The organism is Bacillus salipaludis, assembly GCF_004358205.1.
In genome coordinates, this window is sequence record NZ_SMYO01000005.1 from 94,895 (window position 1) to 117,339 (window position 22,445).

Annotated in this window: 18 protein-coding genes and 1 other annotated feature; of the genes, 12 read left to right on the top strand and 6 right to left on the bottom strand. The window is 38.9% G+C overall.

Annotated elements, in window-relative coordinates:
- Positions 1 to 219: 219 nt before the first annotated feature.
- Positions 220 to 1,209, top strand: coding sequence for a catabolite control protein A (gene ccpA / locus E2K98_RS11110; protein WP_026572169.1), 990 nt, complete (start codon positions 220 to 222; stop codon positions 1,207 to 1,209).
- A 36-nt stretch (positions 1,210 to 1,245) separates the two neighbouring features.
- On the opposite strand, the gene E2K98_RS11115 is transcribed toward ccpA, so the two are convergent.
- The 3 genes from E2K98_RS11115 to E2K98_RS11125 all read right to left on the bottom strand — a co-directional run bounded on the left by E2K98_RS11115 (position 1,246) and on the right by E2K98_RS11125 (position 3,853).
- Positions 1,246 to 2,418 (bottom strand): acetoin utilization protein AcuC, encoded by a 1,173-nt coding sequence (locus E2K98_RS11115; protein WP_133334312.1) that lies wholly within the window; start codon positions 2,416 to 2,418, stop codon positions 1,246 to 1,248.
- Positions 2,415 to 3,062, bottom strand: coding sequence for an acetoin utilization AcuB family protein (locus E2K98_RS11120; RefSeq protein ID WP_133334313.1), 648 nt, complete (start codon positions 3,060 to 3,062; stop codon positions 2,415 to 2,417). The genes E2K98_RS11115 and E2K98_RS11120 overlap by 4 nt, the downstream gene beginning before the upstream one ends.
- 158 nt (positions 3,063 to 3,220) lie before the next feature.
- Positions 3,221 to 3,853, bottom strand: coding sequence for an N-acetyltransferase (locus E2K98_RS11125; RefSeq protein ID WP_133334314.1), 633 nt, complete (start codon positions 3,851 to 3,853; stop codon positions 3,221 to 3,223).
- A 199-nt stretch (positions 3,854 to 4,052) separates the two neighbouring features.
- On the opposite strand from E2K98_RS11125, the gene acsA reads away from it, so the two are divergent.
- Entirely contained in the window at positions 4,053 to 5,771 is a 1,719-nt protein-coding gene (gene acsA, locus E2K98_RS11130) for an acetate--CoA ligase (RefSeq protein WP_133334315.1), read from the top strand.
- Positions 5,772 to 5,809: 38 nt separating this feature from the next.
- On the opposite strand, the gene E2K98_RS11135 is transcribed toward acsA, so the two are convergent.
- A complete protein-coding gene (locus tag E2K98_RS11135; protein WP_133334316.1) occupies positions 5,810 to 8,599 on the bottom strand; it encodes a transglycosylase domain-containing protein in 2,790 nt (929 codons plus the stop codon).
- A gap of 149 nt (positions 8,600 to 8,748) precedes the next feature.
- Positions 8,749 to 8,965, top strand: a binding site (T-box leader).
- A 44-nt stretch (positions 8,966 to 9,009) separates the two neighbouring features.
- Here E2K98_RS11135 and tyrS point away from each other — a divergent pair.
- A complete protein-coding gene (tyrS, locus tag E2K98_RS11140) occupies positions 9,010 to 10,266 on the top strand; it encodes a tyrosine--tRNA ligase (protein ID WP_133334317.1) in 1,257 nt (418 codons plus the stop codon).
- A 214-nt stretch (positions 10,267 to 10,480) separates the two neighbouring features.
- The gene (locus tag E2K98_RS11145) at positions 10,481 to 10,663 is read left to right on the top strand and encodes a DUF6954 family protein (RefSeq protein ID WP_407921210.1); all 183 of its coding nucleotides are present in this window, start codon (positions 10,481 to 10,483) and stop codon (positions 10,661 to 10,663) included.
- Between the two features lie 43 nt (positions 10,664 to 10,706).
- On the opposite strand, the gene rpsD is transcribed toward E2K98_RS11145, so the two are convergent.
- A complete protein-coding gene (rpsD, locus tag E2K98_RS11150) occupies positions 10,707 to 11,309 on the bottom strand; it encodes a 30S ribosomal protein S4 (RefSeq protein WP_026572176.1) in 603 nt (200 codons plus the stop codon).
- Between the two features lie 389 nt (positions 11,310 to 11,698).
- Between rpsD and E2K98_RS11155 the strand changes: the two genes are divergently transcribed.
- On the top strand, positions 11,699 to 13,135 hold the full coding sequence (locus E2K98_RS11155) for a sensor domain-containing diguanylate cyclase (protein WP_235824787.1): 1,437 nt from the start codon (positions 11,699 to 11,701) through the stop codon (positions 13,133 to 13,135).
- A 121-nt stretch (positions 13,136 to 13,256) separates the two neighbouring features.
- On the top strand, positions 13,257 to 14,441 hold the full coding sequence (gene megL / locus E2K98_RS11160) for a methionine gamma-lyase (protein WP_133334320.1): 1,185 nt from the start codon (positions 13,257 to 13,259) through the stop codon (positions 14,439 to 14,441).
- A gap of 46 nt (positions 14,442 to 14,487) precedes the next feature.
- Here the strand turns inward: megL and E2K98_RS11165 are convergent, their stop codons facing one another.
- Complete coding sequence (locus E2K98_RS11165; RefSeq protein WP_133334321.1) at positions 14,488 to 14,970, bottom strand: GAF domain-containing protein; 483 nt, start codon at positions 14,968 to 14,970, stop codon at positions 14,488 to 14,490.
- A gap of 159 nt (positions 14,971 to 15,129) precedes the next feature.
- Between E2K98_RS11165 and refZ the strand changes: the two genes are divergently transcribed.
- The 6 genes from refZ (at position 15,130) to mbcS (ending at position 22,191) form a co-directional block, all read left to right on the top strand.
- Positions 15,130 to 15,759: a forespore capture DNA-binding protein RefZ gene (gene refZ, locus E2K98_RS11170; RefSeq protein ID WP_133334322.1), complete on the top strand. Its 630-nt coding sequence runs from the start codon at positions 15,130 to 15,132 to the stop codon at positions 15,757 to 15,759.
- Between the two features lie 171 nt (positions 15,760 to 15,930).
- Positions 15,931 to 17,619, top strand: coding sequence for a septation ring formation regulator EzrA (ezrA, locus tag E2K98_RS11175; protein WP_208025356.1), 1,689 nt, complete (start codon positions 15,931 to 15,933; stop codon positions 17,617 to 17,619).
- A 153-nt stretch (positions 17,620 to 17,772) separates the two neighbouring features.
- Positions 17,773 to 18,915: a cysteine desulfurase family protein gene (locus tag E2K98_RS11180; RefSeq protein ID WP_133334324.1), complete on the top strand. Its 1,143-nt coding sequence runs from the start codon at positions 17,773 to 17,775 to the stop codon at positions 18,913 to 18,915.
- Position 18,916: 1 nt separating this feature from the next.
- On the top strand, positions 18,917 to 20,125 hold the full coding sequence (gene thiI, locus E2K98_RS11185; RefSeq protein WP_133334325.1) for a tRNA uracil 4-sulfurtransferase ThiI: 1,209 nt from the start codon (positions 18,917 to 18,919) through the stop codon (positions 20,123 to 20,125).
- A 90-nt stretch (positions 20,126 to 20,215) separates the two neighbouring features.
- Positions 20,216 to 20,422, top strand: a complete 207-nt coding sequence (locus tag E2K98_RS11190) for an alpha/beta-type small acid-soluble spore protein (protein ID WP_133334326.1) — start codon at positions 20,216 to 20,218, stop codon at positions 20,420 to 20,422.
- A 185-nt stretch (positions 20,423 to 20,607) separates the two neighbouring features.
- Positions 20,608 to 22,191, top strand: coding sequence for an acyl-CoA synthetase MbcS (gene mbcS, locus E2K98_RS11195; protein WP_133334327.1), 1,584 nt, complete (start codon positions 20,608 to 20,610; stop codon positions 22,189 to 22,191).
- The last annotated feature ends 254 nt before the right edge of the window (positions 22,192 to 22,445 follow it).

The window sequence follows — 22,445 nt, forward strand, 5'->3', positions numbered from 1 at the left end:
GAGGTTTTTTTACTTAAAATATCCGAAAATAGAGGAATCTCATTGCGGCTTCTACGTTCTTGTCGTATCATTAAATAGATAATTAAGATTGTTTATTATATCACAAATTAAAATAGCGGAAACGATAGACTAAGCTAAGGAAAAAGAAAATGACTAGGCTTTGTTAAACTGCTATAAAATAAAGAAAAATAATGTATCGTTTTAAGGAGAGTGTTGAGCGTGAATGTGACGATTTACGATGTTGCCCGGGAAGCAAATGTTTCGATGGCAACCGTTTCACGTGTTGTGAATGGAAATCCCAATGTTAAACCGGTTACCCGTAAAAAAGTATTAGAAGTAATTGAACGGCTTGGATACCGTCCGAATGCTGTTGCAAGAGGATTAGCTAGTAAAAAAACTACTACTGTAGGTGTCATTATCCCGGATATATCAAATATTTTTTATGCTGAATTAGCACGGGGTATTGAAGACATTGCAACAATGTACAAATACAATATTATCTTAAGTAACTCTGACCAAAATAAAGATAAAGAATTACATTTGTTTAACACGATGCTTGGGAAACAAGTGGACGGCATAATTTTTATGGGAGGAAATATTACTTCTGAACATGTAGAGGAATTTGAAAAATCACCTGTCCCTATTGTGCTTGCCGGCTCTATGGAAGAAACCGAAACGATTCCTTCCGTGAATATTAATTATGAACAAGCCGCTTATGATTCGGTTAAAGAATTTATCGATAAGGGCCACAAGAATATTGCCTTTGTCGTCGGTCCATTATATGAACTGGAGAATAAGGTAAAAGGGTATCAAAGAGCGCTTGAGGATGCCGGGATTCCATTTAACGAAGAATTGGTTGTTGAAGGAGATTACACATACGATTCAGGAATTGAAGCCTTTGAAAAGTTATTGGAAGCACAAGAACGGCCAACTGCCATTTTAGTGGCATCTGATGAAATGGCACTTGGGGTTGTCCATGGTGCTCAGGATAAGGGGTACAATATACCTGAAGACTTTGAGGTCATTACCTCGGATAATACAAGATTGGCCCTTATGGTACGTCCACAGCTAACAACTGTTATTCAGCCATTATACGATATCGGCGCAGTGGCAATGCGTCTGTTGACTAAATATATGAATAAAGAAAAAGTGGAGCGGCATACTGTTGTTCTTCCACACCGAATTGAACATCGTCAATCAACAAAATAAATTTAAAAGGGCTATCTGCAGATAGCCCTTTTAATATTAGCTGGATTGACTCTTTTGCTGATTTCGAATCGGATATAAAGCCTTTTCAAGCGTCTGTAAATTTTTTTCAGTAATTTCTGCCTTTCTTGGAATCGGCAAATATAGATTGTCTGGATCGTCCCATTCTCTTGGTATTTCAACAGGGGAGTCCTTCTGCCAGAAGTGGACCCATTCCTCGGGTAAATTACCATAACAATTGGAGTTTTCAGTCATTTCCAGCCAAATAAGGGCCCATGCACGTGGCACCACTCTCCAGATGTCATACCCGCCGCCGCCAACAGCAATCCAGCGGCCATTACAATATTGATGGGCGATTTCATGGGCAAGCTTTGGTATTTCGCGGTAGATTTTCATCGTTGCGGATAAATGTGTCAATGGATCAAAGTAATGAGCATCTGCCCCATTTTGGGTGAGAATAACATCTGGCTTAAAGAAATCAGCGACTTCCCTAATTGCATGTGAATAGGTGTGAAGCCATGATTCATCTTCGGTAAAAGCATCAACAGGGATGTTAAACGAATAGCCATAACCTTTACCTTGGCCGCGTTCATTTACGTTTCCTGTTCCGGGAAATAAATATCTGCCTGTTTCATGTATAGACAGGGTACATACATTAGGGTCATCATAAAAAGACCATTGGACACCATCCCCATGATGAGCATCCGTATCGACATATAAAACGCGCGCATTATATTTTTGCTGCAGATACCTAATTGCTACAGAGCTGTCATTATAAATGCAAAACCCGGAAGCTTTTCCTCGAAACCCGTGGTGAAGCCCCCCTCCCAGGTGAACTGCATGAACTGCTTGTCCTGTCATTACCTGGTCAACTGCTGTTAATGTTCCGCCAACTAGTAATGAGCTTGCCTCATGCATATTTGGAAAAATTGGAGTGTCCTCGGTTCCTAAACCATAATTTTCTGCTATTTCAATAGGTAGTTGATCATGACCAGCCTTAAATACGGCGTCAATATAATTTGGATCATGAATAAGGCTGAGATCCTCTAAAGTAGCCGTTCTGGGTAAGATAATTTGCTTTTCATCCAGTGCATTTAATTTTTTTAGTAAATCTACTGTTAATTTAAGCCGAAACTGATTAAAAGGATGATGGCTGCTGAATTTATAATTCAACAGTTCTTCTGAAAAAACAAATGAACATTTATCTGTCATAGTGAAATCCCCGGAAGATTTGGCCATAGAACATGGTGTCCTGCTTTTTTTAAATCTTCAATTAGCCCCGTTGGGTTCATCATTTGCACGCGAATAACGAGTATTTTAAATTGATCATCCTTTTTGTCTGGGTAAACAAGCACACTAAGAATATTTGCGTTACGTTTTCGTATTATACAAGAAATTTCACTAAGCATTCCGGTTATATTTGGGACCTTTATTTCAATTTGTGACCCGGGCTGATGGGCACCGGTTAATTCCACCATTGTTCTTAGCAGGTCTGTTTCTGTGATAATTCCAACGAGCTTTTGATCATTGATGATGGGAAGGCAGCTGATTTTATGTTCATAAAATAGACCTGCCACCTCTTCTACAAAATCAAGCGGATGGCCTGTAATCACATTTTTTTTCATTATCGTCACAACTGGTTTTTGTAAATCCTCCAAGTGTTCATTGGCATGAAATATAGAGGGCATTGCATCACGGATATCCACGACTGTAACTAACCCTACTAAATGATTTTCGGAGTCTATAATGGGCACATGGCGAATTTTTTTTGATTCCATAAGGCCTAAGGCATCCTTAATCGAATCTGTTGGAAAAAGTGTTGCAACGTTTGGTTTCATGATTTCTTCTACGATCATTGGAAAATCCCCCTTCATAAAAACAGTTTCAGTGTCCAGCTCCAGCGCCTAGCCCCCTCGATGGTCTACAGTCAATCCGTCAAGAAGGTTAAAGAGCAACCTTCTCGCCGGCTTGTCTTATGCTTGTCGGGGCTGACCAAGGCGCTTCCGCTTTTCGTTTAATACATAAACCGATTCATAAAGCGCAGGCGGTCAAATTTTTGGACGGATTCGTTATCTACCCTTTTGCCGATCTTGACCATTAAGCAATTTGCAGGATGGGAACAAATTTCAGGATCATCGGTTGCATACCATTCAAGTCCACCGGCATTCATCATTTTCTCCATAACCTTTCGATATTCCCATACATTCAGACCTGTTCCTTTTAGATCCCAGTGCCAATAATATTCAGTCGTAATCGTAATATAATCTTCCATCGCATCATCCATCATTGCCACGAATATGAGATTTTTCCCAACAGCACAGCCCCTAAATTGAGGAATGACTTCAATGGCACCTAATTCTATTAAATTATCCATTTTTCCTTCAGACCATCTTTCAAGCGGGTCTGGATAGAGGTAGGTAACATAGCCAACAATTGTATGGTGAGATCTGGCGATAATAATTCTTCCTTCCGTAAGATCGGCAATTCCCACCAATGCTTGGTGTTGCTGCCTGGGCGGACGAAAGGCGGTAAGGTCCTCATGAAATTCGTAACCTGCAAGCTTTTCCGCTGAGATTGGTCCTTCTATAATTAAATTTCCGTGAGGGGTCTTTAATTCTTTTGCATTGTACGTTTTCTTATGTTCCATTTGATCACCACCTGGAAATGTGTTTCAAATATAATTCTATTATACAAAAAATCTATTTATTAGAAGCGTTTTCACAAAATTTTTAGACACTTTTTATAGATTTCAAAAAAATTATCATACAAAAAAATAATTTTAAAAATTGAGAATAGTCTCTTTTTGTAATATAATTATCTCAATAAAACTTAAGGGGGAGAATTAGATGAGAGTGGAAGCGCTGCCAGTGGTACAGGGAGAGTATAACCTACCAAATTATGAAGAATTGTATAAGAATTTTAATTGGGAAGAAGCTGAAAAGGAATTTTCTTGGCACGAAACAGGATTGGTAAATATGGCTTACGAGGCGATTGACCGCCATGTAAAAACCTTCCGGAAGAACAAAATTGCTCTTTATTATCGTGATGGAGTAAGGGACGAAAAGTACACATTTAAAGAAATGAAAGAACTGTCAAATAAGGCAGGCAATGTTTTGAAAACCTATGGCGATGTCGATAAAGGCGACCGTGTATTTATTTTCATGCCTCGCTCTCCAGAGCTTTACTTCACTGTTTTAGGTGCGATTAAATTAGGAGCGATTGTTGGTCCGTTATTTGAAGCATTTATGGAGGGGGCCGTCAGAGACCGTCTTCAGGACAGTGGTGCAAAGGTACTTGTTACCACTCCGGAATTGCTTGATCGTGTTCCTGTAAGTGAATTACCTGATTTAAAGCATATTTTTGTAATCGGTAAAAATGTAGATGAGCAGGGACCGGTTATTGACTTCTTGAAAAAATTGGAAGAAGCAGAGAAAGAGTTAAGAATTGAATGGGTTGAAAGAACAGACGGCATGATTCTACACTATACCTCCGGTTCTACTGGGAAACCTAAAGGAGTTTTGCATGTACATAATGCGATGGTTCAGCATTACCAAACAGCTAAATGGGTTCTTGATTTAAAAGAAGACGATGTTTACTGGTGTACAGCGGACCCTGGCTGGGTTACAGGAACCTCATATGGTATATTCGGACCATGGTTAACAGGAACCTCTAATGTCATAGTTGGCGGACGTTTCAGCCCTGAATCATGGTATCAAATGATTGAAGATTTTGGTGTTACAGTTTGGTACAGTGCCCCAACTGCTTTCCGGATGTTAATGGGAGCCGGCGATGAACTTGTGAAAAAATATAATCTTAGCTCACTCCGTCATGTTTTAAGTGTAGGGGAGCCGCTAAATCCTGAAGTTGTAAAATGGGGAGCAAAGGTATTTAATAAACGAATTCATGATAACTGGTGGATGACGGAAACAGGGGCACAGCTGATTTCAAATTACCCATGTATGCCGATTAAACCAGGATCAATGGGGAAACCGATTCCAGGAGTAACCGCAGCGATCGTTGATGACCAAGGTAACGAATTGCCACCTTACCGTATGGGCAATCTTGCGATTAAAAAAGGCTGGCCTTCCATGATGTACACAATTTGGAATAACTCAGAAAAGTACGAGTCCTATTTTATGCCTGGTGACTGGTATGTTTCTGGCGATTCAGCGTATATGGATGAAGAAGGGTATTTCTGGTTCCAGGGACGTATTGATGATGTGATCATGACTTCCGGTGAACGTGTTGGTCCTTTTGAGGTTGAAAGCAAGCTTGTTGAGCACCCAGCAGTCGCGGAAGCAGGCGTTATTGGAAAGCCGGACCCAGTTCGTGGGGAAATTATTAAGGCCTTTATCGCCTTAAGAGATGGCTTTGAAGAAACGGAAGAATTGAAAGAGGAAATTAGACAGTTTGTGAAAAAAGGTCTTGCAGCACATGCGGCACCTAGAGAGATTGATTTCCGAGATAAGCTTCCAAAAACTAGAAGCGGTAAAATTATGAGACGTGTTTTAAAGGCATGGGAGCTTAATCTGCCTACTGGTGACCTTTCAACAATGGAAGATTAAAAAGTAGAAAAAACCGCACTCTGTGCGGTTTTTTCTACTTATTTATTTTTCTCTTTGTTGTTATTTTCCTTTTGGTCGGTGTTTTTATCGGTACCCCCCACCTCCACCAAATTAGAGGGCGGGGATTCCTTACCGGCAATATCGACTGCCGTAACATAATAGGTTCCGCTTGGGACCGAAAGAGAAAGGCTTGATCCGCTTTTAATACTGGCTATCTTCAATTTTAAAAGCCCCGCGTGATAAACCCGGTAGCCAATGACATCATTTTCCGAAGATGTTGACCAAGCTAGTGTATTTGCGTCAGCACTTAGCCTTACGGATCCCGGAGTCTTGCCGTTATCAACAATCTTAGCGGTTGGGACAAGAATATGCGCCCAACGGCTTCTGTTTGGAATGAGCTGGCTTGGATTATGAAAGTTCCTTCCAACCATTCGGGTAATGAAATCGGGATTTAAGACAAGACCTCTTTGCGCAAACTCTGCAGGTGTTGAATCCAATGCTAAATATTTTCTGTCGCCAATCATAACATATTTTCCGGCAACTAAACTATCATCCACTTTTGTCGGGACATATTTAGCATTGAAGTAGTCACTCTCAACCAAGCCCGCATTTACGCAAGCTGCCGATGGCAAGAGACCTGATACAGCGCAATAAGAGCGTCTAACAATTCCGTTTGGCATTTTAAATTGCTTTTTCGGAGCAATTAAGGACGGCTTGATCTTATAGGCAGAATTGATTAAATCAACCCAAAGATTGTTTGTCCGCTGACTATACGACATATATCCGTAAGATTGAAGGGATTTTGGCGTATCATAACCCGTCCAGATTCCAAATGTTACATTCGGATTGGTTCCAACCAGCCATGAGTCTTTATAATCGACTCCTGTACCTGTTTTTCCGGCCCAGTCTGTTCGAAATTTAAGACGGTAATTAATGCCCGCAGCCGTACCCATTCGCATAACATCACGCATCATATCTAATGTTAAATAAGCGGTCTGAGGTGTAAAAACCTTAACAGGTTTAACCTGATGCTGATAAATCACTTTCCCATTTTTATCGACGATACTGTCAATCATATAGGCGTCGATAAATTTCCCGCCATTTGCAAAAGTTGTAAAAGCATTCGTATTTTCTTCAACTGTAACTCCGTTGCTTAAAGAACCAATAGCCGTTGAAAGGTTCGTATAGTCTTCACTTCTAAGTGAAGAAAAACCCATTTTTTCCAGGTATTTAGCCGGCCGTTGATTAACAATGTCCCTGTATAACTTCACAGCAGGCACGTTATAAGACCATGCCAGGGCGTATCTTGCAGAGACTAAACCACTATACCTCATGTCATAGTTATGGGGCCATGGGCTGCTGCTTGCCGGGTTAAGGCTCAAAGCAACATCTGGTAAAGTTGTCCCGGGGGCAGCCTTTCCCATTTCAATTGCCGGTCCATAAACAAGGAGCGGTTTCATGGTCGACCCATTTTGACGAATCGCGTTGGTAGCGTGATTAAGCTGCTGTTTATCATAATCTCTTCCGCCAACAAAGCTAATGATTTTACCGGTTTTATTTTCAATCAAGATAGCCCCAACTTCCACGGGCTCCATGACGGTTTTGACCTTACCTGTCTCCGGATCCTTCTTTTCTTCCGGTTTATCAGGTCCATAATATGGATATCGATCCTTAACTTTTTGCATGGCGTCATACATTTTTTTGTTAATGGTTGTGTGAATCTCATAACCATTTTGTTTTAAATCATGACTGGCTAAAGTTTGGTACTTGTATTGGAGATTGCTGTCTTTCTTTAATTCTTTTTCACTGATTCCGTCCTTTTGGGCCAAAACCGTAGCAAGAACATCGATTGAACGTTTTTCAATTTCAAATGTCAACCAAGGATATTTTTCCAAAGGATTTGGACGCGGTGGTGTAAAATCTTTTGTAATGTCATAGGCCGCCGCTTCAGCATACTGCTTTTTGTTAATGTAACCGCCATCATACATCCTTTTTAAAACGGTTTTCATCCGGTTGATTCCCGGTTCCAAATTTTCTTTCACTTTTCCGTCTCTTGTAAAAGGGGTGTATCCGAAGGGGCTTTGCGGTAACCCTGCGATAAAGGCTGCTTCTGGTAGTGTGAGCTTGTTTGCGCTTTTCCCGAAGATTCCTTTTGCTGCTGCCTGTACCCCTGCAATATTTCGTCCGGATGAATTTCGACCGAATGTTGAAACATTTAGGTAGGCCTCAAGAATTTCTTTTTTGGAGAAAAATTTTTCTAAACGAAGGGCAAGTAAGATTTCATTTGCTTTCCGTTGAAAGGAGACCTCATTGGTTAAAATTTGGTTCTTAATAAGCTGCTGAGTTAACGTACTGCCGCCTGATTGAACTGCTGAATTGGTGACTTCCTGAAATAGGGCGCGAAAAACGGCTTTTGGAACCACACCATGATGCTTGTAAAAATACTCGTCCTCTGTTGAAATGACGGCTTTTACAAGGTAATCAGAGACCTGATCCAAATTTACTTCTTCACGTTCAAGATCTGATCTTAGTTTTCCAAGGTAAACATTATCAGCAAAATAGAGGTCAGAAGTCTCAGTATAATTATAAATATCTTTTTTCAAACTACTGTAAGAGCGGACGGGTTCATCCTTCACAAGTGAGGCAAAGTACCCTGCACCAACACCGGTAGCAAAAGAGCCTCCAAGAATAAATACAGTTAAAAAGATTAGAAAAAGATTCCAAACCACAGAATATGTAATTCGAGCACTCTTTACTGTTTTTTTATGTGTAATCAAGTTTAGGGATGATTTTAAAACTTCCATCCAAGCCTGCAGTCTTTCTTTCATTAAGAGCATCACCTCGACTTAAATCACATACATTATAGCATATACATGTTCAAAAAAATGACAAAGTTCTACATTTATCTTAATTTTCCAATTCAAGTTTGACAAAAGTCATGGAAATATGGTAAAAAAGGTATAATCAATTTTATAATTTTAATGCTGTGAAGGGAATCAACAGTAGATTTTCTATCCCTGTTTGTAGAGAGTCAGCGGAGGGTGAAAGCTGATACATATAGAAAATTGAATTACGTCCTGGAGCTTTCTCTGTGAAGATTAGAGTAGCAGAGAACGGATAAGCCGTTAATTTTTCGAGGTGGAGGAATTTTTTTCCTCAAGCCGGGTGGTATCGCGTATTTATACGTCCCTGCATGTTTGCAGGGGCGTTTTTTATTTTCTTTTAGGAGGCTATTTTAATGAATTTATTAGAGGATTTGGCATGGCGGGGAATAATCTATCAGCAAACCGATGAAGAAGGTTTAAAAGATATTTTATCAAGTGAAAAAATTTCATTATATTGTGGTGCAGACCCAACAGCAGACAGCTTGCATATCGGCCACTTAGTTCCGTTTTTAACACTTAGAAGATTTCAGCAACACGGGCATCGTCCTATTGTGCTAGTCGGTGGGGCCACGGGTTTAATCGGTGATCCTAGTGGTAAAAGTGAAGAGCGTAACTTGCAAACATTAGAAGCCGTACAAAAAAATGTTGAAGGCATTCAAAAGCAATTAGCAGCGATTTTTGAGTTTGACGGAGAAAATGGAGCCACTATGGTAAATAACTATGACTGGGCTGGTTCCATGGATATCGTTTCGTTTTTACGTGATATCGGGAAACATATCGGTGTAAACTACATGTTGGCGAAAGATACTATTGCGAATAGACTTGAAACAGGGATTTCTTTTACTGAATTTACTTATACGATTTTACAAGCGATGGATTTCAACCATTTATATGAGCACCATAATTGTAAATTACAAATTGGCGGCAGTGATCAGTGGGGGAACATTACCTCTGGGCTGGAATTGATCCGTAAAATGCAGCCTGAAGGCTCAAAAGCTTTTGGATTGACAATTCCATTAGTAACAAAAGCGGATGGTACCAAATTCGGTAAAACCGAAGGCGGTGCCGTTTGGCTGGACCCTGAAAAAACAACACCATATGAATTTTATCAGTTCTGGATCAATTCAGCTGATGCGGATGTGGTTAAATACTTGAAATACTTTACTTTCCTGTCGCATGAGGAAATTGAGCAACTAGAAAAGTCGGTAAAGGAAGAACCTCATCTACGTATGGCGCAAAAGGCTTTGGCTGAAGAAATGACTCGATTAATTCATGGTGAAGAGTCATTGCAGCAGGCAATTAAAATCACCCAGGCATTGTTTAGTGGTAATGTGAAAGAGCTTTCTGCTGCAGAAATTAGACAAGGATTTAAAGATGTTCCTTCATTTGATGCTTCCGATTTTGAAGGGAATCTCGTTGACCTGCTTGTGGAAGCAGCGATTTCACCATCAAAACGTCAGGCGCGTGAAGATATAACAAATGGAGCGGTGTCTGTTAACGGTGAACGTATTACAGATGCTTCCTACTCCCTAGCTGAGAATGAGCGGATTGAAGGACAATTTACCATCATCAGAAGAGGGAAGAAGAAATATACATTAATTAAATACTAAAATAAAGGGGCTCTTGGAGAATTTCCGAGGGCTCTTTTGTTTGAGTTTTTGATGGGAGCCTTTAGGAGACAAAATAGAGGTGGAAAGTGTCGCCAATACTGTGTTAAGAAAAGAAATCTGTAACTAAATAGTAAATTTCATTTTATGTTACAACAGATTAAATTAAATCGTCTAATATTATAGGAGAAAGACGGGGGTGAGGTATTTGCGGTTAATGTTTCATGCTATTTTTATCATTGTGCTCACACTTATTACATTTTTTGGTTTAGGACCAATTATGTTAGCAGATGGAAGTTTAGCAGAAAGAATCATCACAGCATTCATTGTATTAATTTTATATGTAATCATTGTCTTTTTTTATCGAAGGTCACTTCAATCCATTAAAAAACGAAAATAAAGAGATCCTGAGCAAATTGCTCAGGATCTCTTTATTACAAAGATTAACGAGAATAGAACTCAACGATAAGAGTTTCGTTAATTTCAGCTGGTAATTCAGAACGCTCTGGTAAGCGAGTGAAAGTACCTTCTAACTTATCAGCATCGAAAGTTAAGAAATCAGGAACGAAGTTGTTTACTTCAATCGCTTCTTTCACAACGTCAAGATTGCGTGATTTTTCACGAAGGGTGATAGTTTGTCCAGCAGTTAAACGGTATGATGGGATATCAACGCGTGAACCATCAACAAGGATATGACCGTGGTTAACTAACTGACGTGCAGCACGACGAGTACGTGCTAAACCTAAACGGTAAACAACGTTATCAAGGCGTGATTCAAGTAGAATCATGAAGTTTTCACCGTGTACGCCGCCTAATTTACCAGCTTTGTCGAATAGGTTGCGGAATTGACGCTCATTTACTCCATACATATGACGAAGTTTTTGCTTTTCTTGTAATTGCAAACCATATTCAGAAAGCTTTTTGCGTTGGTTAGGACCATGTTGTCCTGGAGCGTAAGGACGCTTATCTAATTCTTTACCTGTGCCGCTTAGAGAGATTCCAAGACGACGGGATAATTTCCAGCTAGGGCCGGTATAACGAGCCATGAGAGACTCCTCCTTCGTGTTTTTATTTTGGTAAAATAAAAACGGTTATGAAACAACGATGATAGCCATTTTGTTTTCAGATACCTTCGCCCTAGCAGCAGAGGGTTACAAGATACCCCATCATTTGAAAAAGTGTTCAAGTGAGGAACAAAATGAACGATTAAAGTGTTCACATAAGCTGCAATATTTTACACAAGGAGTATTATATAATTTTATTTACTGAGAAGTCAAGAATATTTTGTTATAATAATGTATAGCCAAAATTTTGAAGTCTTTATAAAAGTTAGAAAAAATTCAAAAAAGTAATTAAAAAGGCGATGGATTTTCACTATAATAAAGTGAGGGTGTATATATTTGGAATTAGATCGAGAAAATTGGGTGAGCTAATAATGGACGTGTTCGGTGATCATGTAACCATACAAAATGACGAAAACAGATATAAGCGGTTATTTCATATAACTGAAAAATTCCATTCTTTAATGGATAAGGAATCTCTTTTACGAGAAATAATTGTTTCTCTCGAACAGTTGTATCCCTCATTTTCCTGCTATTTGCTTCTTTCTCAAGATTATCACAATCAAAACGAATTGCCCATTATTGATCTGGAATATGATAGTGAAAATATTATAGCCATGGAGGCTTACGTTTCAGGGAATACCAAAATGGAAAATTCTCTTGAAGAGAGGCGCTCTATCCTTTATGCGCCGTTAAAAGGGAAACAAGGGGTTTATGGAGTTCTGCAGATCATTGCTCCTAACATCCTTGTATTTCCAAAAGACGAAATTGAATTTATCACTTTACTGGCAAATGCGGCTGGCGGTGCATTGGAAAATACCAAGCTTTATCAGCAGTCCAGGCAGGTTATTTCCGATTTACAGTTAATTAATGAAACAACACATCGTTTAAACTCAAAACTCAGGCTAAAAGATATGATTAGCTATATGACAAATCAAATTAAACATTCCTTCCAAGCAGAGGAAGCAGGTTATTTCCTGCTGACAGACAATTTGATTAATAGTAAACTACTGCCAGGATCTACCCCATTCTTTTATACGAAACAAGCATATCCATATATTGAATACATAAAAAATAAAATACTGTTGGAAAAAGAGGCGCTTTTTTTCGGAGATATAAACATTCCTAGTATTAATGGAATAAAGTGTTTTCGTTCCATAATGGCGGTTCCAATGGTCCAAAGAGGAAAATTTAAAGGTTTTAGTATTGTTATGAATCAAGAACCCTATTTCTTTTCATTTGAAGCCTTTAAGCTTCTGCAATCGCTGATTCATCATTCCGCACTGGCGCTTTCCAATTCGATGCTTAGGGAAGAATTGGAGAGAATGATTATTACAGATCATTTAACGAAACTTCATTCGCGAAATTATCTTGATGAAAAGATTCAATTGTCAATGAAAGAGGACGAGCAAGGGACATTCATTCTGATTGATATTGATAATTTTAAGAACATAAATGATACGTATGGACACCAGGTTGGTGATGAAGTATTGGTTCAAGTGGCCAATATTATTCGTGGAAATATTCGCGATCATGATGTTGGAGCACGCTGGGGTGGTGAGGAAATGGCCATCTACCTTCCTAAAGTGTCATTAGAGACAGGGGTTGCAATCGCTGAGCGCTTAGTAAAAGCTGTGGCCGAATGCTCTGTCCCATCAATTACCGTATCTTGCGGTGTATCCTATTGGCATATGGACATGCTTGATTCCTATAACTATTTATTTAAAAGGGCTGACGAGTCCCTCTACACAGCAAAAGGGACAGGGAAAAATAAAGTCATTAATCAAAATGATCGCATAAAAGCAAGTTAAGGCATCTATGGATTCATGGGTGCCTGAATCCATATAGGTTGAAATTTTGTTTACGTACTTTATCTATATAGGCTTCATATTCTATAAAAATGGAAGCGTTTTCAAAATAGGAGGGGTAAAATTGGAGGATAAAAACTTACGCTTTGAAACAGAGGTCATTCATTCAGGTTATGTTTCAGATGAACATCAGGGGAGTCTCGTTCCACCCTTGTATCAAACATCAACCTTTACCTTTTCCACTGCTAAGCAAGGGGAAAAACGGTTTTCCGGAGAGGAAGAAGGCTTTATTTATTCACGTTTAGGGAATCCAACTGTAAAAATACTTGAAGAACGGTTGGCAATACTTGAAAAAGGGGGTGCTGCTTTAGCCTTTTCATCCGGAATGGCAGCTGTTTCTGCTGCATTAATTGCTTTAACGAAAACAGGTGACCACATTCTTTGTTCACAGGGTGTCTATGGCTGTACCTTTGGATTCCTGCAACTTTTGAAAGAAAAATATGGGATTGAACATGATTTCTCTTCAATGGATTCAATAGAAATGGTGGAAAAAGCGATCCTGCCAAACACCGCATGTATTTATATTGAAACACCAATAAACCCTACAATGAAACTGGTTGATTTAGGGCAGGTGGCTAAAATTGCGGATGAAAAAGGCATACCGGTGGTGGTGGATAATACATTTTGTTCTCCTTATTTACAAACCCCGCTTACCCATGGCTGTGATGTCGTCATCCATAGTGCCACAAAATATATTTGCGGACATGGCGATGTCCTTGCCGGTATCGTCGTTGGTAAAAAAGAATGGATTCAAAAGGTTTCAAGAACAACGCAAAAAGATATTGGAGGAATTATTTCACCCTTTGATGCGTGGCTTTTGCTAAGAGGATTAAAAACCTTACCAATTCGAGTCGATCGTCATTGTGACAATACAGAAAAAATCTTTCAGTTTTTAAGAAATCATCCTAAAATTGATGCAATCTATTACCCTGGTGATGCTGATCACCCGGACTATCAAATTATGAAAAAACAAATGAAAAAGCCCGGGGGCCTTATTTCTTTTTCAATAAGAGGTACAAAGGAAACAGCGCAGCGGTTGATGAATGAGCTAAACTTAATTAAAATTGCTGTTAGTCTTGGGGATGCAGAAACTTTAATCCAGCATCCGGCTACGATGACACATGCAGTTGTTCCGGAAGAAGAAAGACGAAAAATGGGGATAACGGAAAATTTACTTCGGCTTTCGGTAGGGCTTGAAGCCTGGGAGGATATTATCGACGACCTCGAACAGGCCCTAGAAAAGATATAATAATAAAAAGCAAGGAAGAGGAAAGACTCTTCCTTGCTTTTTATTATTAAATATGCTGGACTAAAATTTCAACAAACTCTTCTAATTTCTGCTGATCAAGTTCGTCGAAGCGGTTTGTTTCTGGTGAATCAATATCCAAAACACCAAGTAATTTTCCGTTTTTTAACAATGGGATAACAATTTCAGATTGTGATGCAGCATCACAGGCAATATGGCCTGGAAACTGATTCACATCTTCTACTCTGACTGTTTCCCTTAACTTTGCTGAGGTGCCGCAAACGCCTTTTCCAACAGGAATTCGAACACAGGCAGGGAGACCTTGAAAGGGTCCTAATACAAGTTCTTCCTTCTCATCCATTAAATAAAACCCGACCCAGTTGGTACGGTCAAGAAATTGGTTTAACAAGGAGCAGGCATTACTAAGATTCGCAATTTGATTTTTCTCATCATGAATCAAGGCATGCAATTGTTTTTTTACAAGCTCATAATTTTCCTCACGACTACCCGAATACATTTCGACGTTAAACATGTTTTTTCACCTATGTTTCTTTAGTTTTTTATGTTATTTTAGCAAATTACCGTGAAACTAGGTAGAATTTGTCGATTTTTTATTAAAGGAATAAGCGGCAAAATAAAGAAACCTTATTTAAGGAGTAAAAAGTTCGATCCACTTTCGAGGGGGAAAGACATGAAAAAAAATATAAAGGAAGCAATTATTGAAGCAGCGATTAAATTATTTAATTCAAATGGATACTCTGGTACATCAATCAGAGATATTGCAGGCTATGCGAATGTAAACTCTGCAACTGTTGCTTACTATTTTGAAAATAAGCTCGGTCTTTTAGAATATTGCTTTACGCACTTTTATGAACAATACCTCGGGATAATGGAAGAGGAATATGCCCTGGTGGGACTCGGTGCCAAAGATTGCGTAAAACGAATGACTGCCAAATTGCTCCATTATCAATGTGATAATATTCATTTAGCAAATGTCGTGTACCGTGAAATGTCATTGGATTCTCAAATCGTTAGGGAAATAATGTCAACGTATAATCTTAAAGAAAAATATTATTTTCAAAAAATATTTGAAAAAGGGATGGAATGGAAGGAATTCCAGCCTCACTCTGTTCCTTATTTGATTATTCAGCTTAAGGGTTTACTAATGATGCCATTTATGAATTCTCATTATCTAAGAGAAGTAATGTATATTTTTCCAAATGAACGTTTCTTTGAGCAAAAATATTTAAATGAAATGTACAATTGGATTGAAAATACCCTTTGTAATGGTGTTGTAGTAAAGAAAGAGGCTATTTTATGATGAGCCTCTATTTTTTTGATTTCTTTTGCAAAAAAATTGAAAATTATAGTCAAAAATTGTCGTTTACATGGTATCATAAATACATTGAATTGAACATATTGTGCTATTTTTATATAAACTGACACCTAAAGAGAACTTGAAACGATGTTTTCCGGAACAGGAGGCTTACATGTGAAGTATTTCATAGGATTTTTTATCCTTATGCTAGCTTTATTTGTATTAGGATATCTAATAAAGAAAAAGTATTTTAAAGAAATGGATCGGTTAGAAGCGTGGAAAATCGATTTGTTGAATCGTCCAATTTTAGAAGAAATGTCCAAGGTCAAGCAACTTAATATGACGGGGCAAACAGAAGAACTGTTCGAAAATTGGCGTAACCAATGGGATGACATTGTAACAGTAAAGCTCCCGAAACTAGAGGAAATGTTATTTGATGCGGAAGAATACATAGACCGCTACCGATTTAACAAGGCGAAAACAGTTCAACGTACAATCAATGATACCTTGCAGGAAACCGAAAATCAGATCACAAAAATACTGGAAGAATTGCATGAACTAGTCGGCAGCGAGGAAAAAAACCGGGTAGAAATTGAACAATTAAAAGAATTATACCGGGAAACAAAAAAAGTACTTCTTGCCCACCGGCATACCTTCAGCAAGGCTGAAAAAAGTCTGGAAAAACAACTGGAAGAGATCACGAAGAAGTTCCAAGAGTTTGATGAAAAAACAGAGAATGGAAACTACCTTGAGGCTCGAGAAATTGTTTTAACAATTAGCAGCCATTTAGGGACCATTAAAAATGTGATGGAGCTTATTCCACAGCTGTTAATTGAAGTTCAATCCATCCTGCCGGCACAACTTTCCGAAGTCTATGATGGGTTTAAGGAAATGGCTCAGCAGGGCTATTACCTAGAGCATATTCAATTGGAAAAAGAAATTAAAGCATTAGAAGAAAAGCTTTCAGAAGCAATTCGCTTGATTGAGGAAACGGACTTAGATAAAGCAGTTGAAGGTGTAAAAGAAACCAAGGATCGAGTGGATATCCTTTTTGATTTACTTGAAAAAGAGGTACATGCTAAGCACTTTATCATTAAAAATGAGAAAATTACCTATGATCTACTGATAGAAGCACAGGAAGAAAACGACCATCTTGTTGATGAAGTGTCGAATGTCCAGCAAACCTATCATTTAAAAGAATATGATTTTGAAACACAGAGACATTTGGAAAAAGAGCTTTCAGCAGTGTTTAAGCATTATGAAATCCTTGTTGAAAAATTAAAAATTAATGAAACAGCTCAGACCAAAATAAGTGAAGAATTAAATGAGATAAAGGAACAGCTTGAAAACATCAGAGAAGAGCAACAGCAGTTTGCAAATAATCTTCAATCATTACGTAAGGATGAGATTGAGGCAAGGGATGCGGTTAGAGAACTGACAAAAAAAGTGGGGGAAGCCGTTCGGCTTGTTTCCAAAAGTAATGTACCTGGATTGCCCGAGGATTATAAATATTTGTATGAGGACACAAATGAGAGCATACAAAATGTGAAGCTGCAGCTTGAGGAAAAACCGCTTAATATTTCTGCCCTTAATCAATATTTAGAAATTGCAGTTTTAACAGTCGAAAAACTTACTCATTCTACATTGGAATTGATTGAAAATGCGATGCTGGCAGAAAAGGCTATTCAATATGGAAACCGGTACCGCAGCAAATTCCCTTCCGTTGCAAAGGGATTAATGGATGCAGAACAAGCTTTCAGGCATTATGAATATCAAGAGGCTTTAGAACAGGTCGCAGCATCATTAGAAGGGGTTGACCCTGGAGCCTTAAAGAAAATCAAAGCAGCAATTGCAAATGACTAATAAAGATAAGCAAAAAACCGAATCAGCATCTGCTGTTCGGTTTTTTGCTTTTGTTAAACAGAAATTTCACTTGAACCATCTTTCTAAAATGAAGCAATGTATGATAAGATTATTTTTTGCATAAGGGTTTTCGGATTCGTTAGGGGGAAAATCATGATTTATTTTGACAATAGTGCGACAACTAAACCATATAAAGAGGTTCTCGATTCATTTTTGACGGTTTCTAGTGAATACTTTGGAAACCCGTCCTCACTAAACGCATTAGGTGGACAGGCTGAGAAACTTTTAACAAAGTCAAGGGAACAGGTGGCAAATCTTTTATCTGTAAAGCAAACAGAGATATTGTTTACATCGGGAGGAACCGAAAGTAATAATTTAGCGATTAAAGGTGCTGCCTATATTCATAAAAATAAGGGCCGCCATTTAATTACGACAAGCATTGAGCATGCCTCTGTCAGACAATCATTTGAGCAGCTTGAGCAGGATGGATTTGAAGTAACGTACCTTCCAGTTGATTCAACCGGTCGGATTCAAATAGAAGACCTCGAAAAGGCAATTAGGAAAGACACCATCCTCATTTCGGTTATGCAGGTCAATAATGAAGTTGGGACCATCCAGCCAATAAAGGAAATCGGAGAATATTTAAAAAGCCATCCTAATATTTTGTTCCACGTGGACGCTGTTCAAGCTGTCGGAAAAGTCCAGCTATCATTACATGAAAACAGAGTGGATCTATGTTCTTTTTCCGCCCATAAATTCCACGCCTTGAAAGGGACTGGAGTTTTATATGTTCGGGAAGGTGTACGATTGTCCCCATTATTAGCTGGAGGAGGCCAAGAGCGGAAACTCCGCAGCGGTACAGAAAACGTTGCAGGGGCAGTTGCCCTATCTAAGGCGTTACGAATGGTATTGGCGGAAGGGAAAAACGGGATGGAAAGAATGAAAAAAATTCGGGAAATCCTAAGGAATGGGTTAAGTGAATTAGAAGAGGTTCAAATCCATACGCCCATTGAGAATGCCGCTCCACATATTTTAAATTTTTCCATTAAAGGAATAAAACCCGAGGTTCTGATTCATGCACTAGAAGAAAAAGAAATCTATGTTTCCACCACAAGTGCATGCTCATCTAAGAAGAAATCCTCAAGTGCAACATTGCTTGCTATGGGGGTTCCGGATGAACTGGCTGAAAGTGCAATACGAATTAGTCTCTCCTTTAATAATACAGAAAATGAAGCCATTGATGCTCTTTCAGCAATGAAAGAAGCTTCTGATCATTTACGAAAGGTAATGAAATAATATGAATTATGATCGAATAGTCATTCGCTATGGAGAATTGTCAACGAAAGGCCGTAATCGAAATAAATTCGTTGGTAAATTAAGAAAAAGTGTTAAATTGGCCCTTTCCGCTTTTCCAAAAATAAAAGTGGAAGCAACACATGATCGTATGTATGTTTTATTAAACGGTGAAGATGTACAAGAAATTAAAATGATTTTAAGAAAAATATTTGGGATCCAAACATTTAGTCCGGCTGTTAAGGTAGAGAGTGATTTGGAGAAAATGAAAGAAGCTGCTCTTGAATTAGTTGGTTCACTTTATCAAGAAGGCCAAACCTTTAAAGTTACCGCGAAAAGATCAGATAAAACTTTTGAATTGGATACGGACGGAATCAACCAACTATTTGGTGCTCATCTGCTGTCAAACCTTCCTGGTCTAAAAGTAAATGTGAAGAAGCCGGATATTAACTTATTGATTGAGGTACGTAAAGAGGCTGTTTACCTTTCATGTGAAACAATAACAGGGGCCGGGGGATACCCGGCGGGCTCCGGTGGTAAAGCGATGTTAATGCTGTCAGGTGGAATCGACAGCCCTGTTGCTGGGTTTATGGCCATGAAGCGAGGTCTTGAGATTGAGGCCGTTCACTTCTTCAGTCCGCCGTTTACAAGTGAACGGGCTAAGGAAAAGGTGATTGACCTTGCTAAAAAGCTAGCTGAAGTGTATGGTCAAATGACGCTTCATATTGTTCCGTTTACGGATGTACAACAGGCAATACGTGAACAAGTTCCTGAAAACTATACGATGACATCCACAAGAAGATTCATGCTTAGAATTACCGATAAAATTAGAGAAAAGCGGGAAGGGCTTGCCATTATTACCGGCGAAAGCCTTGGTCAAGTGGCTAGTCAAACACTTGAAAGCATGTTTACCATTAATGAGGTTACCAATACCCCCATCATACGGCCGCTTGTAACGATGGACAAAACCGAAATTATTAAAATCGCTCAAGAATTCGATACCCTTGAGATTTCGAATAGACCGTATGAAGATTGCTGTACGATTTTTGTCCCTGCGTCGCCAAAAACAAAGCCCCGCAGAGAGAAAGTCCAGCAATATGAAAGCTATTTTGATTTCGATCCTTTGATTGAAGAAGCAGTTAATGACACGGAGACTATTACAATTAAACCGGATCTGGGTAACGATGATTCAGAGTTCGATGAATTATTTTAAAATGAATTTTTTGTGAACAATTACCAATTGATATTAAGAATGAACCTTGTGAGTTCTACACATTATATACTCACAAGGAGGTGATATCAAATGGCAAACAACAATTCTAATCAATTACTAGTTGCTGGTGTTGAACAAGCTCTTGGCCAAATGAAATACGAAATTGCTACTGAATTTGGTGTACAACTTGGTGCTGATACTACTTCTCGTGCTAATGGTTCAGTTGGTGGAGAAATTACTAAGCGTTTAGTCGCTATGGCTGAGTCTCAATTAGGCGGCAGCGGATTTACTCGATAACAAATAAATAATATGGCTACAGAGAGCAGGAATTATTCCTGCTCTCTTCTTTTTTTGTTTTATCTCATTTGATTGTATCAATAACGAACTTAAAAAATGTTTTTCGAATAATAATAATTTAAAATTTTAGGACAATTTTGTATAATAAAATTGGACGTAAATTTTTATTGCTGAGGGGGAGAGTTATGAAACGTGAGGATTTAATTGCACCGGAGAACTACAATCTTGTTTCTGAAGTAGAACGTTTTGCAAAAGACCCGAACAAATTAGCATTAAAATGGGAAAATGAAACAGGTGAAACAAAACAGGTTACATATGAAGAATTATTGAAAAAAGTAAATCAAGCAGGTAATGTGCTGATTCATAATGGTTTACAAAAAGGTGATACAGTTTTAGTGATTGTTCCAAGACTGATTGAAGCCTATATTGTCTACCTCGCTGCATTAAAAGCGGGGATGGTGGTAATTCCAAGCTCTGAAATGCTAAGAGAAAAGGATTTACAATACCGGATTACACATGGAGATGTTAAGGCTGTTATTAGTTATTATCCATACGTGGATCAATTTGAAAATATTAGTACTGCCCAATCTCTTGTGAAATTTTCCCTTGGAGGAAAAATGGAAGGCTGGAACCATCTGGATGAAGAAATGAAAGCGGCTTCAGAGAATTTTGATATTGCCGATACGAAAAGAGAGGATATGGCCTTTTTATCCTATACCTCGGGTACAACTGGGAATCCTAAAGGAGTGGTGCATACCCATGGCTGGGCATTTGCCCATCTGAAAACGGCTGCGTCTAAATGGCTTGGCATTAACGAAGGGGATACCGTTTGGGCAACGGCCGGTCCAGGCTGGCAAAAATGGATTTGGAGTCCATTCTTATCAGTCCTTGGGTCAGGCGCAACAGGTTTAATATATAATGGCAAATTTGAGCCTAAAAAGTATTTAAGCCTGCTACAAAAATACGATGTAAATGTTCTTTGCTGTACACCGACAGAATATCGATTAATGGCAAAGGTAGATAACCTCGCAGAATATCAATTGCCAAACCTTCATAGTGCAGTATCCGCTGGGGAACCACTCAATCGCGAGGTAATTGATACCTTTAGGAAATACTTCCGTGTTGATGTTCGGGACGGCTATGGTCAAACAGAAAACACTTTACTTGTTGGGGTTACCAAGGGAATGCCGTTAAAACCTGGTTCCATGGGCAAACCAACTCCGGGAAACCGTGTTGAAATCATTAATGAAGAAGGACAAGTTTGTCAAGTAGGTGAGGTGGGCGATATTGCCGTTCATGTTGAAACGCCTGCTTTATTCAAAAATTATTATAAAGACCCAGAACGAACAGCGATGCAATTCCGTGGGGATTACTACGTAACGGGCGACAAAGCGAAAATGGACGAGGAAGGCTATTTCTGGTTTGAAGGGCGCGGCGATGATATTATCATTAGTTCCGGCTATACAATTGGACCATTTGAAGTAGAGGATGCGCTTGTTAAACATCCATTTGTCAAAGAATGTGCCGTAGTGGGAAGTCCTGATGAAATTCGCGGGTATATCGTCAAAGCGTTTGTTGTTTTACAAGAGGGGATTGATTCGAACAATCCTGAATTAACAAAGAATCTTCAAGAGCATGTAAAGGAGCTTACAGCACCATATAAGTATCCTAGAAAGATTGAATATGTATCGGATCTTCCGAAAACCACTTCCGGAAAAATCCGCCGTATCGAACTTCGCCAAAAAGAAATGGAAACTTTAAAAAGTTAATTAGATAAAGAAAATCGGTAAATTCCGATTGTTAAGACTGTCGACAAATCCGAAGGATTTTGGGTTTATCGACAGTCTTTTTTGGTTGTCTACGTTAAACTCCGCTCTAGGACCTCCCCGCGGAAAGCGAGTGACCGGAGCGGAAATCAATAGGCCCTTTTGCATGGGAAATCCATTAAATAGTATTAGATTTGACAAAGTAGAAAGTTGCTGAGAAAAATACCCTTTCTTGAAAATCTGGCAATCGGTTCTCG